Source organism: Bacillus sp. DU-106 (assembly GCF_004799705.1).
Lineage (GTDB): Bacteria > Bacillota > Bacilli > Bacillales > Bacillaceae_G > Bacillus_A > Bacillus_A cereus.
The window spans coordinates 1,925,666-1,940,823 of the sequence record NZ_CP026607.1; the positions used below are offsets into that span (position 1 = coordinate 1,925,666).

Here is a 15,158-nt window from a genome sequence, read left to right on the forward strand (position 1 = left end):
ATTCGTATTTAAAAATAGGATGGGTGACTTAACCATTTTTTTAATTCCACATTACCTTGCACAGATAACAGTCGGTATAAATAACGATAAGGCTGTCTATATTCTTCTAAGTGAGGAATAGACATAATTGTTTCGTAACCACTTTTAAAGGCATGTGCTTCTTTTTCGGTAAGTACATATTCTAGTCCGATAAAATCAAGTTCTCGCGGAGCAACAGCGTAAGCTTCACTATCTACTAAACCCGTAATAGTTGTACCGTCAGATAAAAATTGAGTAGGATCCATATCAATTAAGACGAGTGTAGATTCCTTTGGTACGGACAGGGAAGAAAGTTGTGATTCAAAGGTAGGGAATGCATTTTTTATGCTTTCATCATCGGAATAAAACATATTCACAAGCTCTTTACTCACGTTTAAAATATGTGATTGGAATTCATCTAGTGGAACTTGGAACGTGCCTGACGGATTTCCTATGAAATCGGCTTTAAATTTATGTATTTCTGCAAGTCCTTTTCCTAGGCTGAATAAAATAGAATCTGGTTGCTCGATAAAAGATTGAACTGTGTTACCTACTAACTTTTCGACCACCACAAATTCACGGCTATTTAAAACATGTTTTTCTAATATTGTTGGGATAGGAAGATTCGTATGTTCTTGCAGCAATGTATGTACAGTTTCTAAATGATGGACGTTCCTTGGATCAATTCCAAATAGATTTTTACATCCCCACCAAAAATCATTATTTGGTTCTTCATTCATTTTAGAAGCACGAACGATAACTTCTGTATCTTCTGTTTGAACGAGAAAAACATCACTTGCATGATCTTCATAACCTGGGTGCAAGGCTTGAACGGATAGAATAGGTGAATTGAATAGTTGTTGTAACATGAAAAGACTCCTTTTTCTGTAAATTCCATAAATTCATTATATAACAGATGATGTGTTATGAGGATAAAGATAAAAAGATAGACAGCATACTTACATTTATAGTGAAAACTCATTAAAAATATTATATTTCTCTATTTTTGTATGAATTGTCTAAAAATAATGGTGGTAATACTTGAATGTAAGACTCGTATCTTTAAATCTATGAAGAGTAAAAGTAAAATTAAGCATTCATTTATAAGATTGTGAATCACAATAATGTAGACTATAGAAAATATTTCTCAATAATAAAATGAAGAGAAAAGCATGAAGAAGTAGAATGCATTCATTTATAATAGACTTAAATTAATTAATATAATTAATTGTTAATTTTATTATATTAATTGGATAGGAGAGAATGTTATGGCAAATGTACTCGTAATAAATTTTCCTGGGGAAGGTCATATTAATCCGACTTTAGCTATTGTAAGTGAGTTAATTCAGCGAGGGGAAACAGTTGTTTCTTATTGTATTGAAGATTATAGAAAGAAGGTTGAAGCAACAGGTGCGGAATTCCGAGTGTTTGAGAATTTTCTCTCTCAAATTAATATTATGGAACGAGTAAATGAAGGTGGGAGTCCTTTGACGATGCTATCTCATATGATTGAAGCATCAGAGCGTATTGTTACTCAAATTGTAGAAGAAACAAAAGAGGAAAAATATGATTATTTAATATATGATAATCATTTTCCAGTAGGACGTATTATAGCGAATATTTTACAATTACCAAGCGTTTCATCCTGTACAACGTTTGCTGTTAATCAGTACATTAATTTTCATGATGAGCAAGAATCGAGACAAGTAGATGAAATGGATCCATTATATCAATCTTGTTTAGCGGGAATGGAAAGATGGAATAAGCAGTATGGAATGAAATGTAATAGTATGTATGATATTATGAACCATCCTGGTGATATTACGATTGTATATACTTCAAAAGAATATCAGCCGCGTTCAGAGGTATTTGATGAATCGTATAAATTTGTAGGTCCATCAATTGCTACTCGAAAAGAAGTGGGGAGTTTTCCTACCAAAGATTTAAAAAATGAAAAAGTGATTTTCATTTCTATGGGAACAGTTTTTAATGAACAACCTGCTTTGTATGAAAAATGTTTTGAAGCGTTTAAAGATGTTGATGCGACAGTCGTATTAGTCGTTGGTAAGAAGATAAATATAAATCAATTTGAAAATATCCCGAAAAACTTTAAGTTGTATAATTATGTCCCGCAATTAGAAGTTTTACAGCATGCTGATGTATTCGTGACACATGGTGGTATGAATAGTTCGAGTGAAGCGTTATATTACGGTGTTCCATTAGTTGTAATTCCGGTAACAGGAGATCAGCCATTCGTTGCAAAACGATTGACTGAAGTAGGGGCAGGAATAAGACTTAATCGCAACGAGTTAACTTCTGAATTGTTACGTGAGACTGTAAAGAAAGTAATGGATGATGTGACGTTTAAGGAGAATAGTCGTAAAGTGGGAGAGTCGCTTAGAAATGCCGGTGGATATCAAAGGGCAGTTGAGGAAATATTCAAATTAAAAATGAAGCCGTACGTAAAGATTAAATAGATGTTAAAAACACACTTACTTTTAATTTGTAAGTGTGTTTTTAGTATTACGCGTTACATGTGCTACATAAAAATAGCGATAAAGGAGAAACTTTTGTGTATATAAATCGATACCTTTGAATTAGTAGTAAAATTACGTTAAAATAATACTAAGAAAATATATAAGTTTTGGGGGTAATGAATGAAGAAAGTATTTGAATACGTATTATTAACAATTGGCTCAATTATAGTAGCAGGTTCATTAGAGCTTATTTTAGCACCTAATGGATTAGTAGATGGCGGGGTAACGGCTATTGCTATTATGGCAAATAAAGTCGCAGGATTGCCGCTTTATGGTGTGTTCTTAGGAATTAATATCCCAATTTTATTATTTACTGCAAAAGTAATGGGAAAGAAGTTTTTTATCCGTACATCTTATGCGAATGTAGTTACAACACTCGGATTAATTTATTTAAAACCATTTCCAGCAATTACGACTTCTGAGTTATTAATTGTACTTTATGGTGGAGTGCTGTTCGGAATTGGTGTTGGGATTGTTGTTAAAATGGGTGGAGCAATTGACGGTTCAGAAATGTTAGCAGTTTGGATGAATAAACACTTTAATGTACCGATTAGTACATTTTTACTTGCAGTAAATGCAGTTATTTTTATCTTTGTTGCCATTTTATTTTCAATCGAACAAGCGATGTTCTCGTTAGCAATTTTCTATATTGTTACGAAGATGATTGATTTTATACTAGATGGTATTAATCAAGGTAAGAGCGTTATGATTATTTCTGGTAAGAATAAAGAAATAGGCGATTTACTTATGAAAGAATTGCAACTATCTGTTACGTATCTACATGGAGAAGGTGGTTTTTTAGGGGAGCATAAGAGAATCATTTATTGCATTACAAACCGATTCATTTATCCGAAAATGAAAGATCTCGTTCTCTCTGTAGATCCAACCGCTATAATTGAAGCTTCCTATTCAACAGAAACGACTGGTGTGAAACGTCCGGGAAGGAAAGTTAGGTCAGGTGAATAACTAGAAGAAGGCTGTCCAAAAAGTTATTTTGGAACAGCCTTCTTTTTTATTTTGTTGAATTGTTAACATGTTACAAGTTAAACCCAATGTTAACAAGTTTCCTTGCAACTAGGAAACCAAGCGTCTTTCAATAATATAGCCAACGTTTCAATTTTATTTTCCGGAATACTACCAAAGCCGAGTAATACGTATGATTCCTTACGTAAATCATTCACGAAATCATATGGAGAAAGTGGGTATAATTTAACGCTTTGTTTTTTAGCGGATTCAATCAGTTCATTTTCATTCATACTGTTATGGACACATAAAACAATATGAAGTCCGGACTGTTCGCCAAGAATTTGAACATTAGCCCCCATTTCTTTCATAATGGATTTTACTAACGCATGATGTTTTCTTTTATATAGTGTACGACTCCGATTAAGGTGACGTTCCCAATTCCCGCTTTGTATAAAGTTAGCAAAAGCAAGTTGTTGTATTGTAGCGACTGTTTGTTTGAAAATTCCATGCAGTTCTTGATATGTTTTTAAAAGGTGTGGTGGTAAAACAACATATCCCATTCGTAAAGAAGGTAAAAAAGATTTTGAGAAAGTTCCCATATAAATAACGCGTTCATTTGAATCAAGACTTTGTAAAGAAGGAATCGGCTTACCAGCGTAGCGAAACTCTCCGTCATAGTCATCTTCAATAATGTATCCATTGCAATCATTAGCCCACTTTAACAATTCTAATCTTCTAGATAAAGGCATAATAATCCCGAGCGGAAATTGATGTGATGGTGTAACGTATGCGACATTGGAATTTGTATTGTATAAACTAGAAATATCAATCCCTTTTTCATCCAATGGTATGGGATGAATTTGTCTATCACAGCTTTTAATGATTGCGTGTATACGGTGAAATCCAGGGTTTTCAATGCCGTATTCTTTTGTAGGGCCAAGCAGTTGAAGTAGTAGCCAGAGAAGTGGCTGCGTTCCGGCGCCGATCACAATTTGATTAGGTGAAGAATGGACACCGCGAGAATGATATAAATATGTTGATATATGCTCTCGAAGAGCGAATTCACCTTGAGGGTCTTCTTTGGCAAATAGTGCATTTTCGTATGTAAGTATGGATTCTTGTAATGCTCGTTTCCAATTTGTAATCGGAAATGTATTTTGATCAATAAGTCCCTGGCTACAATCATATTCAAATTTTTCGTCTATCAAATTGCTCGTCTTCTTTGCTGCATTTCGCTTTTTATTTGGGATAACGTCAATATCGAAATTTGCTACAAAAATACCACGTTTCGGTTTACTTTCTACATAACCTTCAGCTAATAATTGTTGATAAGCTGATTCAATAGTAATGCGGCTAATATTAAGTTGTGATGCTAAATTTCTGTGTGAGGGTAGACGTGTGCCGACAGAAATAGTCCCTTGTATAATTTCAGCTTTTATATATTCGTAAATTTGCAAGTAAATAGGTGTGTTACTTTGTAATTGCAATGGGATAGTAAAATCCATATAAAACTCTCCTTTAAAACTGGCCTTATAAAAAACACTTAAACTGTCACTTAAGTGAAGGGCAGTTACTTTCTATAATAATGATATAACATTTAGAAAATTAAATAAATGGTTAGAGGAGAGTTAAAAATGAATGTTAAAGAAGTAGTAACAGAAGAGCAATTACATGAAGTATTACCTGTTTTACAGCAATTAAGAACGAAACTTTCAAAAGAGGAAACAAGCTCTTTATTTCGAAATATGAAAGAAGAAAATTATAAACTATTTTCGTTGCGTAATGAGGATGATGAAGTTGTTAGCCTTGCAGGTGTAGCAATTTGTACGAACTTTTATAATAAGAAACACGTTTTCGTATATGACCTTGTAACAGCAGAAGCACATCGTTCAAAAAGACATGGGAAAGTATTACTTTCGTATATAGAGAACTGGGGAAAGGAAAACGAATGTGAGTCTATCGTCCTCACGTCAGCATTTTCAAGAATTGATGCTCATCGTTTTTATGAAAGAGAAGGGTATGATAAGGTGAGTTATTCTTTTCATAAAGAATTATAAAAAATAAGAAGAAGTTGTCCCGCAAAAATTGGGAACAGCTTCTTCTTATTTTTTAAGTTATTATTAAACCGTAAATAGGTTGTAAGTTATGGTATATGTATTTGAAAAGGTTATATAGTGTATTTTGTCGAATTGTTTTAATTTAATAAAGAGAATGATTGGAGCGCTTATACTTGAAAAAAATAAAGAAACTATCAATCCCTAATGATACTAGAGTTATCGTCATATCTGATATTCATGGAGAATTAAATCTTTTAAAAGAAGCACTACATAAAGTTAACTTTAAAGATGAAGATTATTTAATTATTAATGGAGATCTTTGCGAGAAAGGACGAGATAGCGTAGGCGTAGTAAACTACGTTATGAATCTTGTAAAGAACAATTCAAAGGTTCACGTTGTTGAAGGGAATTGTGAAGTTTTAGTTGATGCTCTTCTAAATGAAAATCCTGATCTTATTAATTATTTATGTATGAGAAAGCACTCGATTTTTAATGAATGGCTAGAGCAATTAGGTTTTTCAGTTCATGAGGGCACTTCAATTCGTGAAGTGAAAGAAGCATTGTTAAGTGAATTTTCACAAGAACTATATTGGCTAACAGAGTTGCCAACAGCGATTGAAACAGAAGATTATATTTTTGTACATGCCGGTCTAGAAGATAGAGTAGATTGGAAAGAAACAGAGCGCAAAAATGCGATAGCAATGCCACAGTTTTTTAATAAATCACATAAAGCAAATAAGTATGTAATAGTTGGTCATTGGCCTGTCGTGAACTATTCTGAAGAAGCACCGTCTAACAATCCAGTTATTGATAAGGAGAAAAAAATTATTGCAATTGATGGAGGAAATGCAATTAAAGAAGCAGGGCAATTAAACGTATTTATTATTCAGAGGAAACAAACCGGCGATACGTTTTCTTATACATATGTAGACTATTTTCCAGAGTACGAAGTAATAGCGGATTTTAATGCGAATTCAGAAATGCAGGGCGGAGTGACATATCCGTATTATTACATAGAGCCTATCGAGAAGATGCAAGATTACACCGTATGTAAACAAAAGGAAACGAATAATTTACTCACTGTAAAAAATGAATATATGAAACAACTTGAGTCAGGTGAATATACAGTGAAAACCGATATTTCTTGTGCGCAAATAAGCGTTAGGAAGGGAGATATCGTTTCTCTCATTGATGATAGCTGTTCAGGATATGATTTAATTAAAAAAGATGGCGTAGAGGGTTGGATAGGGAAAGGGATTTTAGTTGAGATAGAAAAAGTGAAAAATAAAACATTAAGCTGAAATAGGAGGGGTATAACCCCCTATTTTTTTTAAGGAGTAGATTGCTTGCTGTCTTTAATAAGTAAATAAATCGTACTCGGCAGAATGATAAACGTCATTCCTAAAAGAATTGCTAGTATAGCATAACCTCTATAGAGAGCAGAAACGATAAAAGGAAGTATCGCTAAAAAAATACCTGCTATCATCATTGAAATACTACTAATATTTGAAGCTCTTTTTTCAAGGTGCTTATCATTCCATTCTAATGAAACGGTTGATTTAGTCGTATCAATTTTGGAACTGAAATAACCTATTAATATAAATAAAAGCCCTAATGCTAAAAATATGAAATGATCAAGAGGAAGTGAAAAGCCAAGAGCGATGAGGGCGATGACAATATCGACAAAAAATAAGAATAGTAACATTGTGTTACCGATTCAATGGAGAAATTTCTGGTTACTCGCTGCTTTAGATAAAGCTAAAAATACAAAGAATAAGAAGGAACATATAATTATATTTACGATTACAAAAGTGCTTTTATCCATTGTTGATGTAGGCGTTCCATTAAAGTCCCATTTCGTAACAATACTTAATGGTAAGAAGAAATAGAGAATAATATTTGTCATAATAATAGTAAGAAATAAAGCAATACTAAATCGATTATTCACTGAATCACCAGCTTTCTAAATCAATAATTGGTATCTAATAACAAAATTATACAATATAATATATGATATTAGTTTTGATTTTTCTGAAAAAATATTATAATTATATATGAAATAAAGAGGAATGCAGGAGGGAATTATGCAAAACGTTGTATTAAAGGGGAAGAAAGTTACAATTCGTACAATAGAAGAATCAGATATAAAAACATTATGGAATATCATATTTAAAGAAGAAAGTCCAGAATGGAAGAAATGGGATGCGCCATATTTCCCGTTCTCAATGCAAGAATACTCTTCCTATAAAGAGAAGATGCAAACTCGTTTGAAAGAAGAACCACTGTCAAATTTAATTATAGAAAATAACGGTCAAATCATTGGGACAGTCGGGTTTTATTGGGAATATAAACCGACGCGTTGGTTAGAGATGGGGCTTGTGATTTATGACTCAACATACTGGAATGGTGGATACGGTACAGAAGCATTGACATTATATAGAGATTTGCTATTTGAAAAAATGGAGATTGGTAGAGTAGGAATCACGACTTGGTCTGGCAATGAACGAATGATGAAAGTAGCGGAGAAAATAGGAATGAGCTTAGAAGGTAGAATGCGAAAGTGTCGTTATTATAACGGAACATACTATGATTCTATTCGAATGGGCATGATTCGTGAAGAATGGGAAGCGCTATGTGTAACGAAGGGGTGAGAAAGATTGTACGCTATTATTGCTACATTTGATCGTGTGTTTACTCATAAAATTACAGAACTGCAAAATGAATTAACAAATGTAATTGGAACAAATCAACTAGCTGGAGTAGAACCTCATATTACGTTAGCTGATTATAATGAGTTAGATGTCCATTTGTATATGGAGAAACTAGGGGAGTTTGTAGCTATTCAAGAAAATATGGATGCAGTGAATTTTCCTTCTATTGGAATTTTTCCTACTAATGGAACGGTCTTTCTAGCGCCGACTGTTACCGATGAATTGTTAAAACTTCATCATTCTTATCATGATTATTTTAAAACTTTTCATGACAACCCAAATTCATATTACGTACCGGGAAAATGGGTTCCGCATTGTACAATTGCAAATAGATTACAGACAAAGCAGTTTTTAAGTGTAATGGAATATATTTATGGGAAATTTGATTTTGCAACAGCTTCAATTGAGAAATTAAAATTAATTAAGGTGAATTATGAAAATGGTTCTGCCATTTCTTCTAGTATATTAGCAGAATATAATTTAAAGAGAATGGAGACATCGAGATGACATATATAATTAGAGAAATGAAGCAAGAAGATATTCATGCTGTACAATCAGTAGCAAAAATAGCTTGGCATGATACATACGAAGGCATTATTCCAAGAGAAATTCAAGATAGTTTTTTAGATGAGGCATACTCTGATGAAAAAATGAAATATCGTCTTAAAAATACACATTTATTCGTTGCGGAAGAAGAGGGTAAAGTAATAGGGTTTGCAAACTTTTCACCTGTTAGACTACAAAACGAAGCAGAATTAGGTGCGATTTATTTGTTACCAGATCAGCAAGGAAAAGGGATCGGAAGTGCTTTATTACAAAGAGGGATTAAAGCATTAAATGGGATACGGAAATTGTACATACATGTAGAAGCAGCAAATGAAAAAGGAAAACGCTTTTATGAAGCGAAAGGTTTTGCTGAATTAGAGCAATTTGAAGAAGACTTTGAAGGACATATGATGCAGACAGTAAGGATGGTTTTATACGTATAAGGAGGACTAGTAATGAAAATTTTTGATTTTAGTGAAAAAGTAGGAAAGCACCTATCAGTATTTCAATCTAATTTCATCATGTCAAAAATATTAAACCATCAAGGAAATATACATATCGGTGCTATGCATTTACACGAGAATGGAATCATCGGTAATCATGAAGCAGTTGTATCTCAACTGCTTCTTATTGTGGACGGGACAGGATATGTATGTGGAGTAAATAAAGAAAAGATAAAGATAGAGGCGGGACAAGCTGTGTTTTGGGAAAAGGGAGAGCTCCATGAAACAAGTACAGAACACGGATTAACGGCAATTGTTATGGAAGCGGAGAATCTTGAACAAGCGATAGTAATGCCTATTATTCAAGGGGAGTTGTGAAAAATGATAATTAAGGCGAATCAAGAAGATACCAATGAAATATTAAAATATGCGGCTCAATCGCTTTTTGAAGGGACGAGAGGGAATTGTCAATTAAGTACCGAGAAAGCAATTGAGATTACAAAGCCGATTGTAGAAAAAGGAGCATACTATTTAATTATTAAAGAAGAAAATAAAGTAATGGGATGGATATTAATAGGGGAAAATACAGACTATTTTTCTCGTGAAAAACTTGGATTTATATATGAATTGTACGTTTTCCCAAAATATCGCGGGAGAGGATTATCGCGAGAACTGATGGAAGCTGGTATTAAGGAATTACAGGAGAAGTATTCAGAAATTCGGTTGAATGTATTTGCTGGGAATTTTGCAAAAGAGATGTACGAAGAGTTTGGGTTTGTTGAAAGGCAGGTAATTATGACTTTGAAGTGAGTATTATAGTCTGAATGGGAGAAAATAATGATTTAGTGGCTACTTTCTCGCTGGGATTTAAAGTGAATAAGTCCCTATAAATATATAAAATAGATGGTTTGCCTTTATTTTATAGTAGATTTATAGAGTGTGCTTAAAAAAACAAATTAGTATTATACAATATATCGTTATTATAGTAAAAGAGAAATTTTGGAAAAATATCATTTTTTTGTTTAGAAATTTTTAAATTATTGATATAATCAATTTGTAGAATTGATTATTGGTTAATTTTACTATTTTTTAATTTTAAGGGGGATTTAATAATGGCAGGACAAATTCGTATGTCACCAGAGGAGCTTAAATCGAAAGCGACTCGATATGGACAAGGTGCAAATCAAATTGAGGACATTTTACGTCAACTACAAAACTTACAAAATGAATTAAGAGGAGAATGGGAAGGTCGTGCTTTCGAAGGTTTTGACCAACAGTTCAATCAATTAAAGCCAAAAGTACAAAACTTCGCACAGCTATTACAAGAAATTAATATGCAGCTTAATAAAACTGCAGAAGCTGTTGCTAGACATGACGAAGATCTTTCTCGTAATTTCGGTCTACAATAAGACAGATAAAAAGAAATATATAATTTAGCCATGCAACCATACGTTGTATGGCTAAATTACTTTAAAACTAGAGTAAGATACGAAGTCTTTCATCAGATAGACTCGCAGTCGCAGGAGTGATAAGTAGTGAAAAAGTTCAAATGGAGCATCTTGTTGTTTATTATTTTAGCTCTTGTACTATCGACAGGGGTCTCCTATTTAGCATTAAATCAAAATGTTAAGAAAGCTAATGAGAATACTACACCAAAAATGACAGTTGCTTTGGTAAATGAAGATCAGGGCACTGTATTTGAGGGCAATAAAATAGCGTTTGGAGATCAATTTGTTAAAAATGTAAATAAAAATACGAAACAAGAATGGTACGTAGTTAGTCGCGGGGTAGCGGAAAATGGATTGAAAAATAATAATTACAATATGATGATTGTTATTCCAAATGATTTTTCTAGGAAGGCAGTTGCGATTGATTCAGAGATTCCAGAGAAATTAACGTTAAACTACAAAGTAAATGCAACTGGGAATAAGGATTTGAAAGCTGAGGCAGAAAATACAGCTTCTGTTATTTTAGAAGATTTCAATAAGCAAATAATCGACGTTTATTTTGCGAGTATTATCGGTAAGCTACAAGGTGCACAAGATAATATAGGTAAAATAATTGAAAAAGGAAACGTTCAAACAACTATGTATAAAAAAGATATACATAGTCCGTTAGCAAATTACACAAATCAATTTAAAACAGTACAAGATTATACAGGTGTTTCTGTTAATAGTTTCAAAGGATTTCAGGATGTTTTAAAAGGTTTCGGTCAAGCGTTAGATGAAGGGAATAAATCTAACAGTACGTATTTAGATGGTTTTAATAACTTTCAAAAAATGCAAAATGATAACAATTTGTTAGCGAATAATTTCACAAATCAATTCAATCAATATATGAATGATATGAATACAGGCGATGCTTTAAAGCAATTAAGTGCATTGGAATCCGCTAATAAAATTATTTCAAATCAATTTACGTTTTCAGAGAAAGAACCCAATATTTTAACTGATGCTTCAGCGATTCAAAAATATTTAGCAGATGTAAAAAAACAAGTGTCTGAATATGATACAGAACTTGCAGGGAAGTTAGAAAGTGATATTCAAGAGACGGTAATTAAGAAATTAAAGCAATCTATGTCGAATGATGGAAAGCAAGAAATCTTCATAAATACATTAATGAAACAACCAGATGCTCGAATAAAGAAACAAATCGAGAATTTAATTGCGAAATTACCTAGTTTAAACATGGAAGAAATCGGTCAAAGTGATTTGCCAGATACAACGAAATTACAACTGCAAAATGTAATTCAATTTACAAAAAAATATAATAAAGAAAATAATTTTTATTATGATCCTGTAAATAAAATATCTTTAGGAAACGCAATTAAAGAAGTAAAGGATAGACTTTATACAGAGGGAATTACATTTAGTGATACTGCGAAAGTAATTAAAATGGAATCTGCACAAACTTTGAAGATAAGTATTCCGGAAGAGTTTGAACTATATGGAAGTACAGAAGCTTTGAAGATTGATGATGTGGATTACACAAGTATGTTTCTGGAGAAAAACGGAGAAATTACTATACCTCCTCGTAATGAAGGGGATATAAAAATTAATCTGAATGTGAAGTTAAAAGATCCAAACATCAATATAGATGTTTTCTCTCCTGTAACATGGCAGTGGGAATTGAGTGGGACTCATAAACCTGAAAAAGAAAAACCTAACAAAGAAGATAAAGGAACACAAACGGAAAATAGCAAGGTGGAAAATGTGGTTCATAAATCACAGTACGGCATAATGCCGTTAGTACACAATGCTAAAACGCCTATTATTAAAAAAATGGAAAACACAACAGGGAATAACGGAGGAAGCCAAGAAGGTGAATCTGGAACAGGTAATGGAGGAAACCAAGAAGGCGGATCTGGAACAGGTAACGGAGGAAACCAAGAAGGTGGATCTGGAACAGGTAACGGAGGAAGCCAAGAAGGTGGATCTGGAACAGGTAATGGAGGAAACCAAGAAGGCGGATCCGGAACAGGTAACGGAGGAAACCAAGAAGGTGGAACCGGAACAGGTAATGGAGGAAACCAAGAAGGCGGATCTGGAACAGGTAACGGAGGAAACCAAGAAGGCGGATCTGGAACAGGTAATGGAGGAAACCAAGAAGGCGGATCTGGAACAGGTAACGGAGGAAACCAAGAAGGCGGATCTGGAACAGGTAACGGAGGAAGCCAAGAAGGTGGATCTGGAACAGGTAATGGAGGAAACCAAGAAGGCGGATCCGGAACAGGTAACGGAGGAAACCAAGAAGGTGGAACCGGAACAGGTAATGGAGGAAACCAAGAAGGCGGATCTGGAACAGGTAACGGAGGAAACCAAGAAGGCGGATCTGGAACAGGTAACGGAGGAAGCCAAGAAGGTGAATCTGGAACAGGTAACGGAGGAAACCAAGATCAAGGTGATAACTCAACGACTATTGAAAGTACAACGAATCAAGTTGTACATCAAAAAGCAGAAGTATTAACAAAAAATATATCTAGTTTATTAATTAAAGAAGCAGTAGATACAGTCGAAAGTTATCAAGGTTTAATGAGCCTTTACGAAATGTATTATGGGATTGATTTAAGAACGAAAGATGTAGGTCCTAAGTTAGAAGAGGGAAGTTTAGATGCAATTGCGACGGACCAATCTTTGTACTACGTATTAAATAAACAAAGCTTAATTGATTTAATTTCAAATCTTGTTTCATCAAGTATTACTACAGAAATAAAGCAAGATATGTCAGGTTTAAAACAAAAAATAAACTCTTATCAACAATCTATTACTAGTGCGGATCAAAATTCTATGCTACTAGCGGAGAAATTAAATGGAACGACGCAACAAGCAACTAGTATGAATGAAAATTTAGGAGAGTATTTAAAAGGTTTAGCGAAATGGCGTGAGAATAGCTTAAAACTAGTTGAAGAGCAGCAAGTATTAACAACAAATCATGCTGGTGAGCAAACAGCTATTTTATCGTTAGATTCTGGTATTAAATCATTAATGATGCAAAGTCAGTCATTGGTCGAAAGTTCGAAGCATAGTTTAGCAACTTCAGACGATGTATATAAAACATTTGATCAAATTAATGGACAAGCAAAAGAAATTCAAGACAGCGGAACGACAATTGTTTCAAAAGCTGATTTATTATTAAATGACTTTACGAAGAAAATGGAAGATGATAAATCATTCTCCAAAAACTTTACGAAAATTTTAGCGAATAGTCGTATTGGAGATCGTCAAAATGAAATGCTATATGACTTTTTAGCTAGTCCAGTTCAAAAGCAAAATGATGGAGTAATTGTAGCAGGAAATGCTTTTACACCATACTTAATTGTATTAACTTGTTTCATTGTTGCATTATTTACAGCATACGCAATTGCGAATCAAGAAAAGAAACGAATGCAATCAGATCATTTTGAAGAGAAATTCTCATTAATTGATATGAATGTACCAACTACAGTAGTAGCTTTCGGTATATCAATTGTGGAAGGGATTAGTATAGGTATCATTTCTGGGCGTCTTTTAAAGTTCGGTCAGGATCAAAGTTTACTATGGATTGCGTTCATCACATTTATTATGATGGCGTTTGTATTGGTCTCAACCTACTTATTACGACAAATAAAAATGGTAGGTATGTTTATACTATTAGTATTTTTAAGCATGTACCTATTTTTAACTGAGGCAGTTGGAAGTAAAGTAGATCAAATGTCCTCTGTCGGAAAGATACGTCAATTCTCACCGCTTCAGTATATAGAAAGTTTTCTAAATGATTTTATTAGTGGTAAAGATACTGGGAAAGTTATTTTTGTCGTATTGTTTGTAATTGCCATTATTGGATTGGTTAGTAATCTATTTGTATGGCATAAGAAATGGGAGGAAAAAGAAGTAAATGATCAAACAATGGAGCATAGTGGCTAAGTTATCATTTCTCTCTATCCTTTTACTGTTTGTCGCGCTACCGATAAGGAGCGCGGCTGACAGTTATCTTGGTGATGATGGGAAGATTAAGTTTAAAGTGGATCGACTTGAAGAAAGCGACCAAGAAAAAAATAAAAAGGAACATAAGGAAACAGAATTAGATAAAGCATCGATTGAGTTATTTAACAAAGATATAGAAGAAGAAATTAAGAAAAAGAAAAAGAAAGAACAAAAAGATATGGAAGCTTTGCGAGATTCTCTTTTTACAAAACCAAAAGAGAATAATAGTGTTAAAGATACGAAAAATAGTTTGTTTAACAGTGAATACATTGTCCGAAAAAGTGCAGATGAAGTAGCAAGTAATGAAACAATGAATGAAGAGCCGATTAGTATAACAATAATATTATTATTTGGCGGCGGCATTCTACTTATTTGCATCGGTATTTATACGGTTCTTCGTAAAAGTTGGAGGTAAAGC

Annotated in this window: 14 protein-coding genes and 1 pseudogene; 12 read left to right on the forward strand and 3 right to left on the reverse strand. The window is 33.4% G+C overall.

The genetic code is table 11. From position 1 onward, the window contains the following. Positions 1–8: 8 nt before the first annotated feature. Positions 9–887: a nitrate reductase gene (locus C3Y97_RS09995; protein ID WP_000941374.1), complete on the reverse strand. Its 879-nt coding sequence runs from the start codon at positions 885–887 to the stop codon at positions 9–11. 399 nt (positions 888–1,286) lie between these two features. Between C3Y97_RS09995 and C3Y97_RS10000 the strand changes: the two genes are divergently transcribed. Together C3Y97_RS10000 and C3Y97_RS10005 are read left to right on the forward strand one after the other, a co-directional pair. Beyond that, a complete protein-coding gene (locus tag C3Y97_RS10000; RefSeq protein WP_136363334.1) occupies positions 1,287–2,495 on the forward strand; it encodes a macrolide family glycosyltransferase in 1,209 nt (402 codons plus the stop codon). 180 nt (positions 2,496–2,675) lie between these two features. After that, positions 2,676–3,521: a YitT family protein gene (locus C3Y97_RS10005; protein WP_000755127.1), complete on the forward strand. Its 846-nt coding sequence runs from the start codon at positions 2,676–2,678 to the stop codon at positions 3,519–3,521. A gap of 89 nt (positions 3,522–3,610) precedes the next feature. On the opposite strand, the gene pdxR is transcribed toward C3Y97_RS10005, so the two are convergent. After that, complete coding sequence (gene pdxR / locus C3Y97_RS10010; protein ID WP_000348024.1) at positions 3,611–5,026, reverse strand: MocR-like pyridoxine biosynthesis transcription factor PdxR; 1,416 nt, start codon at positions 5,024–5,026, stop codon at positions 3,611–3,613. 129 nt (positions 5,027–5,155) lie between these two features. Here pdxR and C3Y97_RS10015 point away from each other — a divergent pair, with 129 nt between their 5' ends. Both C3Y97_RS10015 and C3Y97_RS10020 read left to right on the forward strand, forming a co-directional pair. Next, positions 5,156–5,578, forward strand: coding sequence for a GNAT family N-acetyltransferase (locus C3Y97_RS10015; protein ID WP_001101116.1), 423 nt, complete (start codon positions 5,156–5,158; stop codon positions 5,576–5,578). Positions 5,579–5,751: 173 nt separating this feature from the next. Further along, positions 5,752–6,879, forward strand: coding sequence for a metallophosphoesterase (locus tag C3Y97_RS10020; RefSeq protein WP_000721395.1), 1,128 nt, complete (start codon positions 5,752–5,754; stop codon positions 6,877–6,879). Between the two features lie 29 nt (positions 6,880–6,908). Here C3Y97_RS10020 and C3Y97_RS10025 read toward each other — a convergent pair. Then, positions 6,909–7,526 (reverse strand): annotated as a pseudogene (locus C3Y97_RS10025) (DUF1648 domain-containing protein). 136 nt (positions 7,527–7,662) lie between these two features. Between C3Y97_RS10025 and C3Y97_RS10030 the strand changes: the two are divergent. From C3Y97_RS10030 to essA, 8 genes are all read left to right on the forward strand, one after another. After that, positions 7,663–8,229, forward strand: coding sequence for a GNAT family N-acetyltransferase (locus C3Y97_RS10030; RefSeq protein ID WP_001181856.1), 567 nt, complete (start codon positions 7,663–7,665; stop codon positions 8,227–8,229). A gap of 6 nt (positions 8,230–8,235) precedes the next feature. After that, entirely contained in the window at positions 8,236–8,796 is a 561-nt protein-coding gene (locus C3Y97_RS10035; RefSeq protein ID WP_000270860.1) for a 2'-5' RNA ligase family protein, read from the forward strand. After that, positions 8,793–9,278: a GNAT family N-acetyltransferase gene (locus tag C3Y97_RS10040; RefSeq protein WP_000221052.1), complete on the forward strand. Its 486-nt coding sequence runs from the start codon at positions 8,793–8,795 to the stop codon at positions 9,276–9,278. Before C3Y97_RS10035 ends, C3Y97_RS10040 begins: the two co-directional genes overlap by 4 nt. A 12-nt stretch (positions 9,279–9,290) precedes the next feature. Next, positions 9,291–9,656 carry a cupin domain-containing protein gene (locus C3Y97_RS10045; protein ID WP_000688072.1) on the forward strand — a complete coding sequence of 122 codons (366 nt, stop codon included), beginning with the start codon at positions 9,291–9,293 and terminating at the stop codon, positions 9,654–9,656. Positions 9,657–9,659: 3 nt separating this feature from the next. Then, positions 9,660–10,088 (forward strand): GNAT family N-acetyltransferase, encoded by a 429-nt coding sequence (locus C3Y97_RS10050; protein WP_000584238.1) that lies wholly within the window; start codon positions 9,660–9,662, stop codon positions 10,086–10,088. 302 nt (positions 10,089–10,390) lie between these two features. Next, a complete protein-coding gene (locus C3Y97_RS10055) occupies positions 10,391–10,687 on the forward strand; it encodes a WXG100 family type VII secretion target (RefSeq protein ID WP_000918601.1) in 297 nt (98 codons plus the stop codon). Between the two features lie 126 nt (positions 10,688–10,813). Further along, entirely contained in the window at positions 10,814–14,680 is a 3,867-nt protein-coding gene (gene esaA, locus C3Y97_RS10060) for a type VII secretion protein EsaA (RefSeq protein ID WP_240691054.1), read from the forward strand. Further along, positions 14,652–15,155 carry a type VII secretion protein EssA gene (gene essA / locus C3Y97_RS10065; protein ID WP_088338352.1) on the forward strand — a complete coding sequence of 168 codons (504 nt, stop codon included), beginning with the start codon at positions 14,652–14,654 and terminating at the stop codon, positions 15,153–15,155. Before esaA ends, essA begins: the two co-directional genes overlap by 29 nt. Positions 15,156–15,158: the final 3 nt, after the last annotated feature.

Coding starts and splice junctions, on each gene's coding strand:
- C3Y97_RS10040 (WP_000221052.1), top strand. CDS start 8,793: ATGACATATATAATTAGAGAAATGAAGCAAGAAGATATTCATGCTGTA.
- C3Y97_RS10015 (WP_001101116.1), top strand. CDS start 5,156: ATGAATGTTAAAGAAGTAGTAACAGAAGAGCAATTACATGAAGTATTA.
- C3Y97_RS10045 (WP_000688072.1), top strand. CDS start 9,291: ATGAAAATTTTTGATTTTAGTGAAAAAGTAGGAAAGCACCTATCAGTA.
- C3Y97_RS10030 (WP_001181856.1), top strand. CDS start 7,663: ATGCAAAACGTTGTATTAAAGGGGAAGAAAGTTACAATTCGTACAATA.
- C3Y97_RS10005 (WP_000755127.1), top strand. CDS start 2,676: ATGAAGAAAGTATTTGAATACGTATTATTAACAATTGGCTCAATTATA.
- pdxR (WP_000348024.1), bottom strand. CDS start 5,026: ATGGATTTTACTATCCCATTGCAATTACAAAGTAACACACCTATTTAC.
- C3Y97_RS10000 (WP_136363334.1), top strand. CDS start 1,287: ATGGCAAATGTACTCGTAATAAATTTTCCTGGGGAAGGTCATATTAAT.
- C3Y97_RS09995 (WP_000941374.1), bottom strand. CDS start 887: ATGTTACAACAACTATTCAATTCACCTATTCTATCCGTTCAAGCCTTG.
- C3Y97_RS10055 (WP_000918601.1), top strand. CDS start 10,391: ATGGCAGGACAAATTCGTATGTCACCAGAGGAGCTTAAATCGAAAGCG.
- essA (WP_088338352.1), top strand. CDS start 14,652: ATGATCAAACAATGGAGCATAGTGGCTAAGTTATCATTTCTCTCTATC.
- C3Y97_RS10050 (WP_000584238.1), top strand. CDS start 9,660: ATGATAATTAAGGCGAATCAAGAAGATACCAATGAAATATTAAAATAT.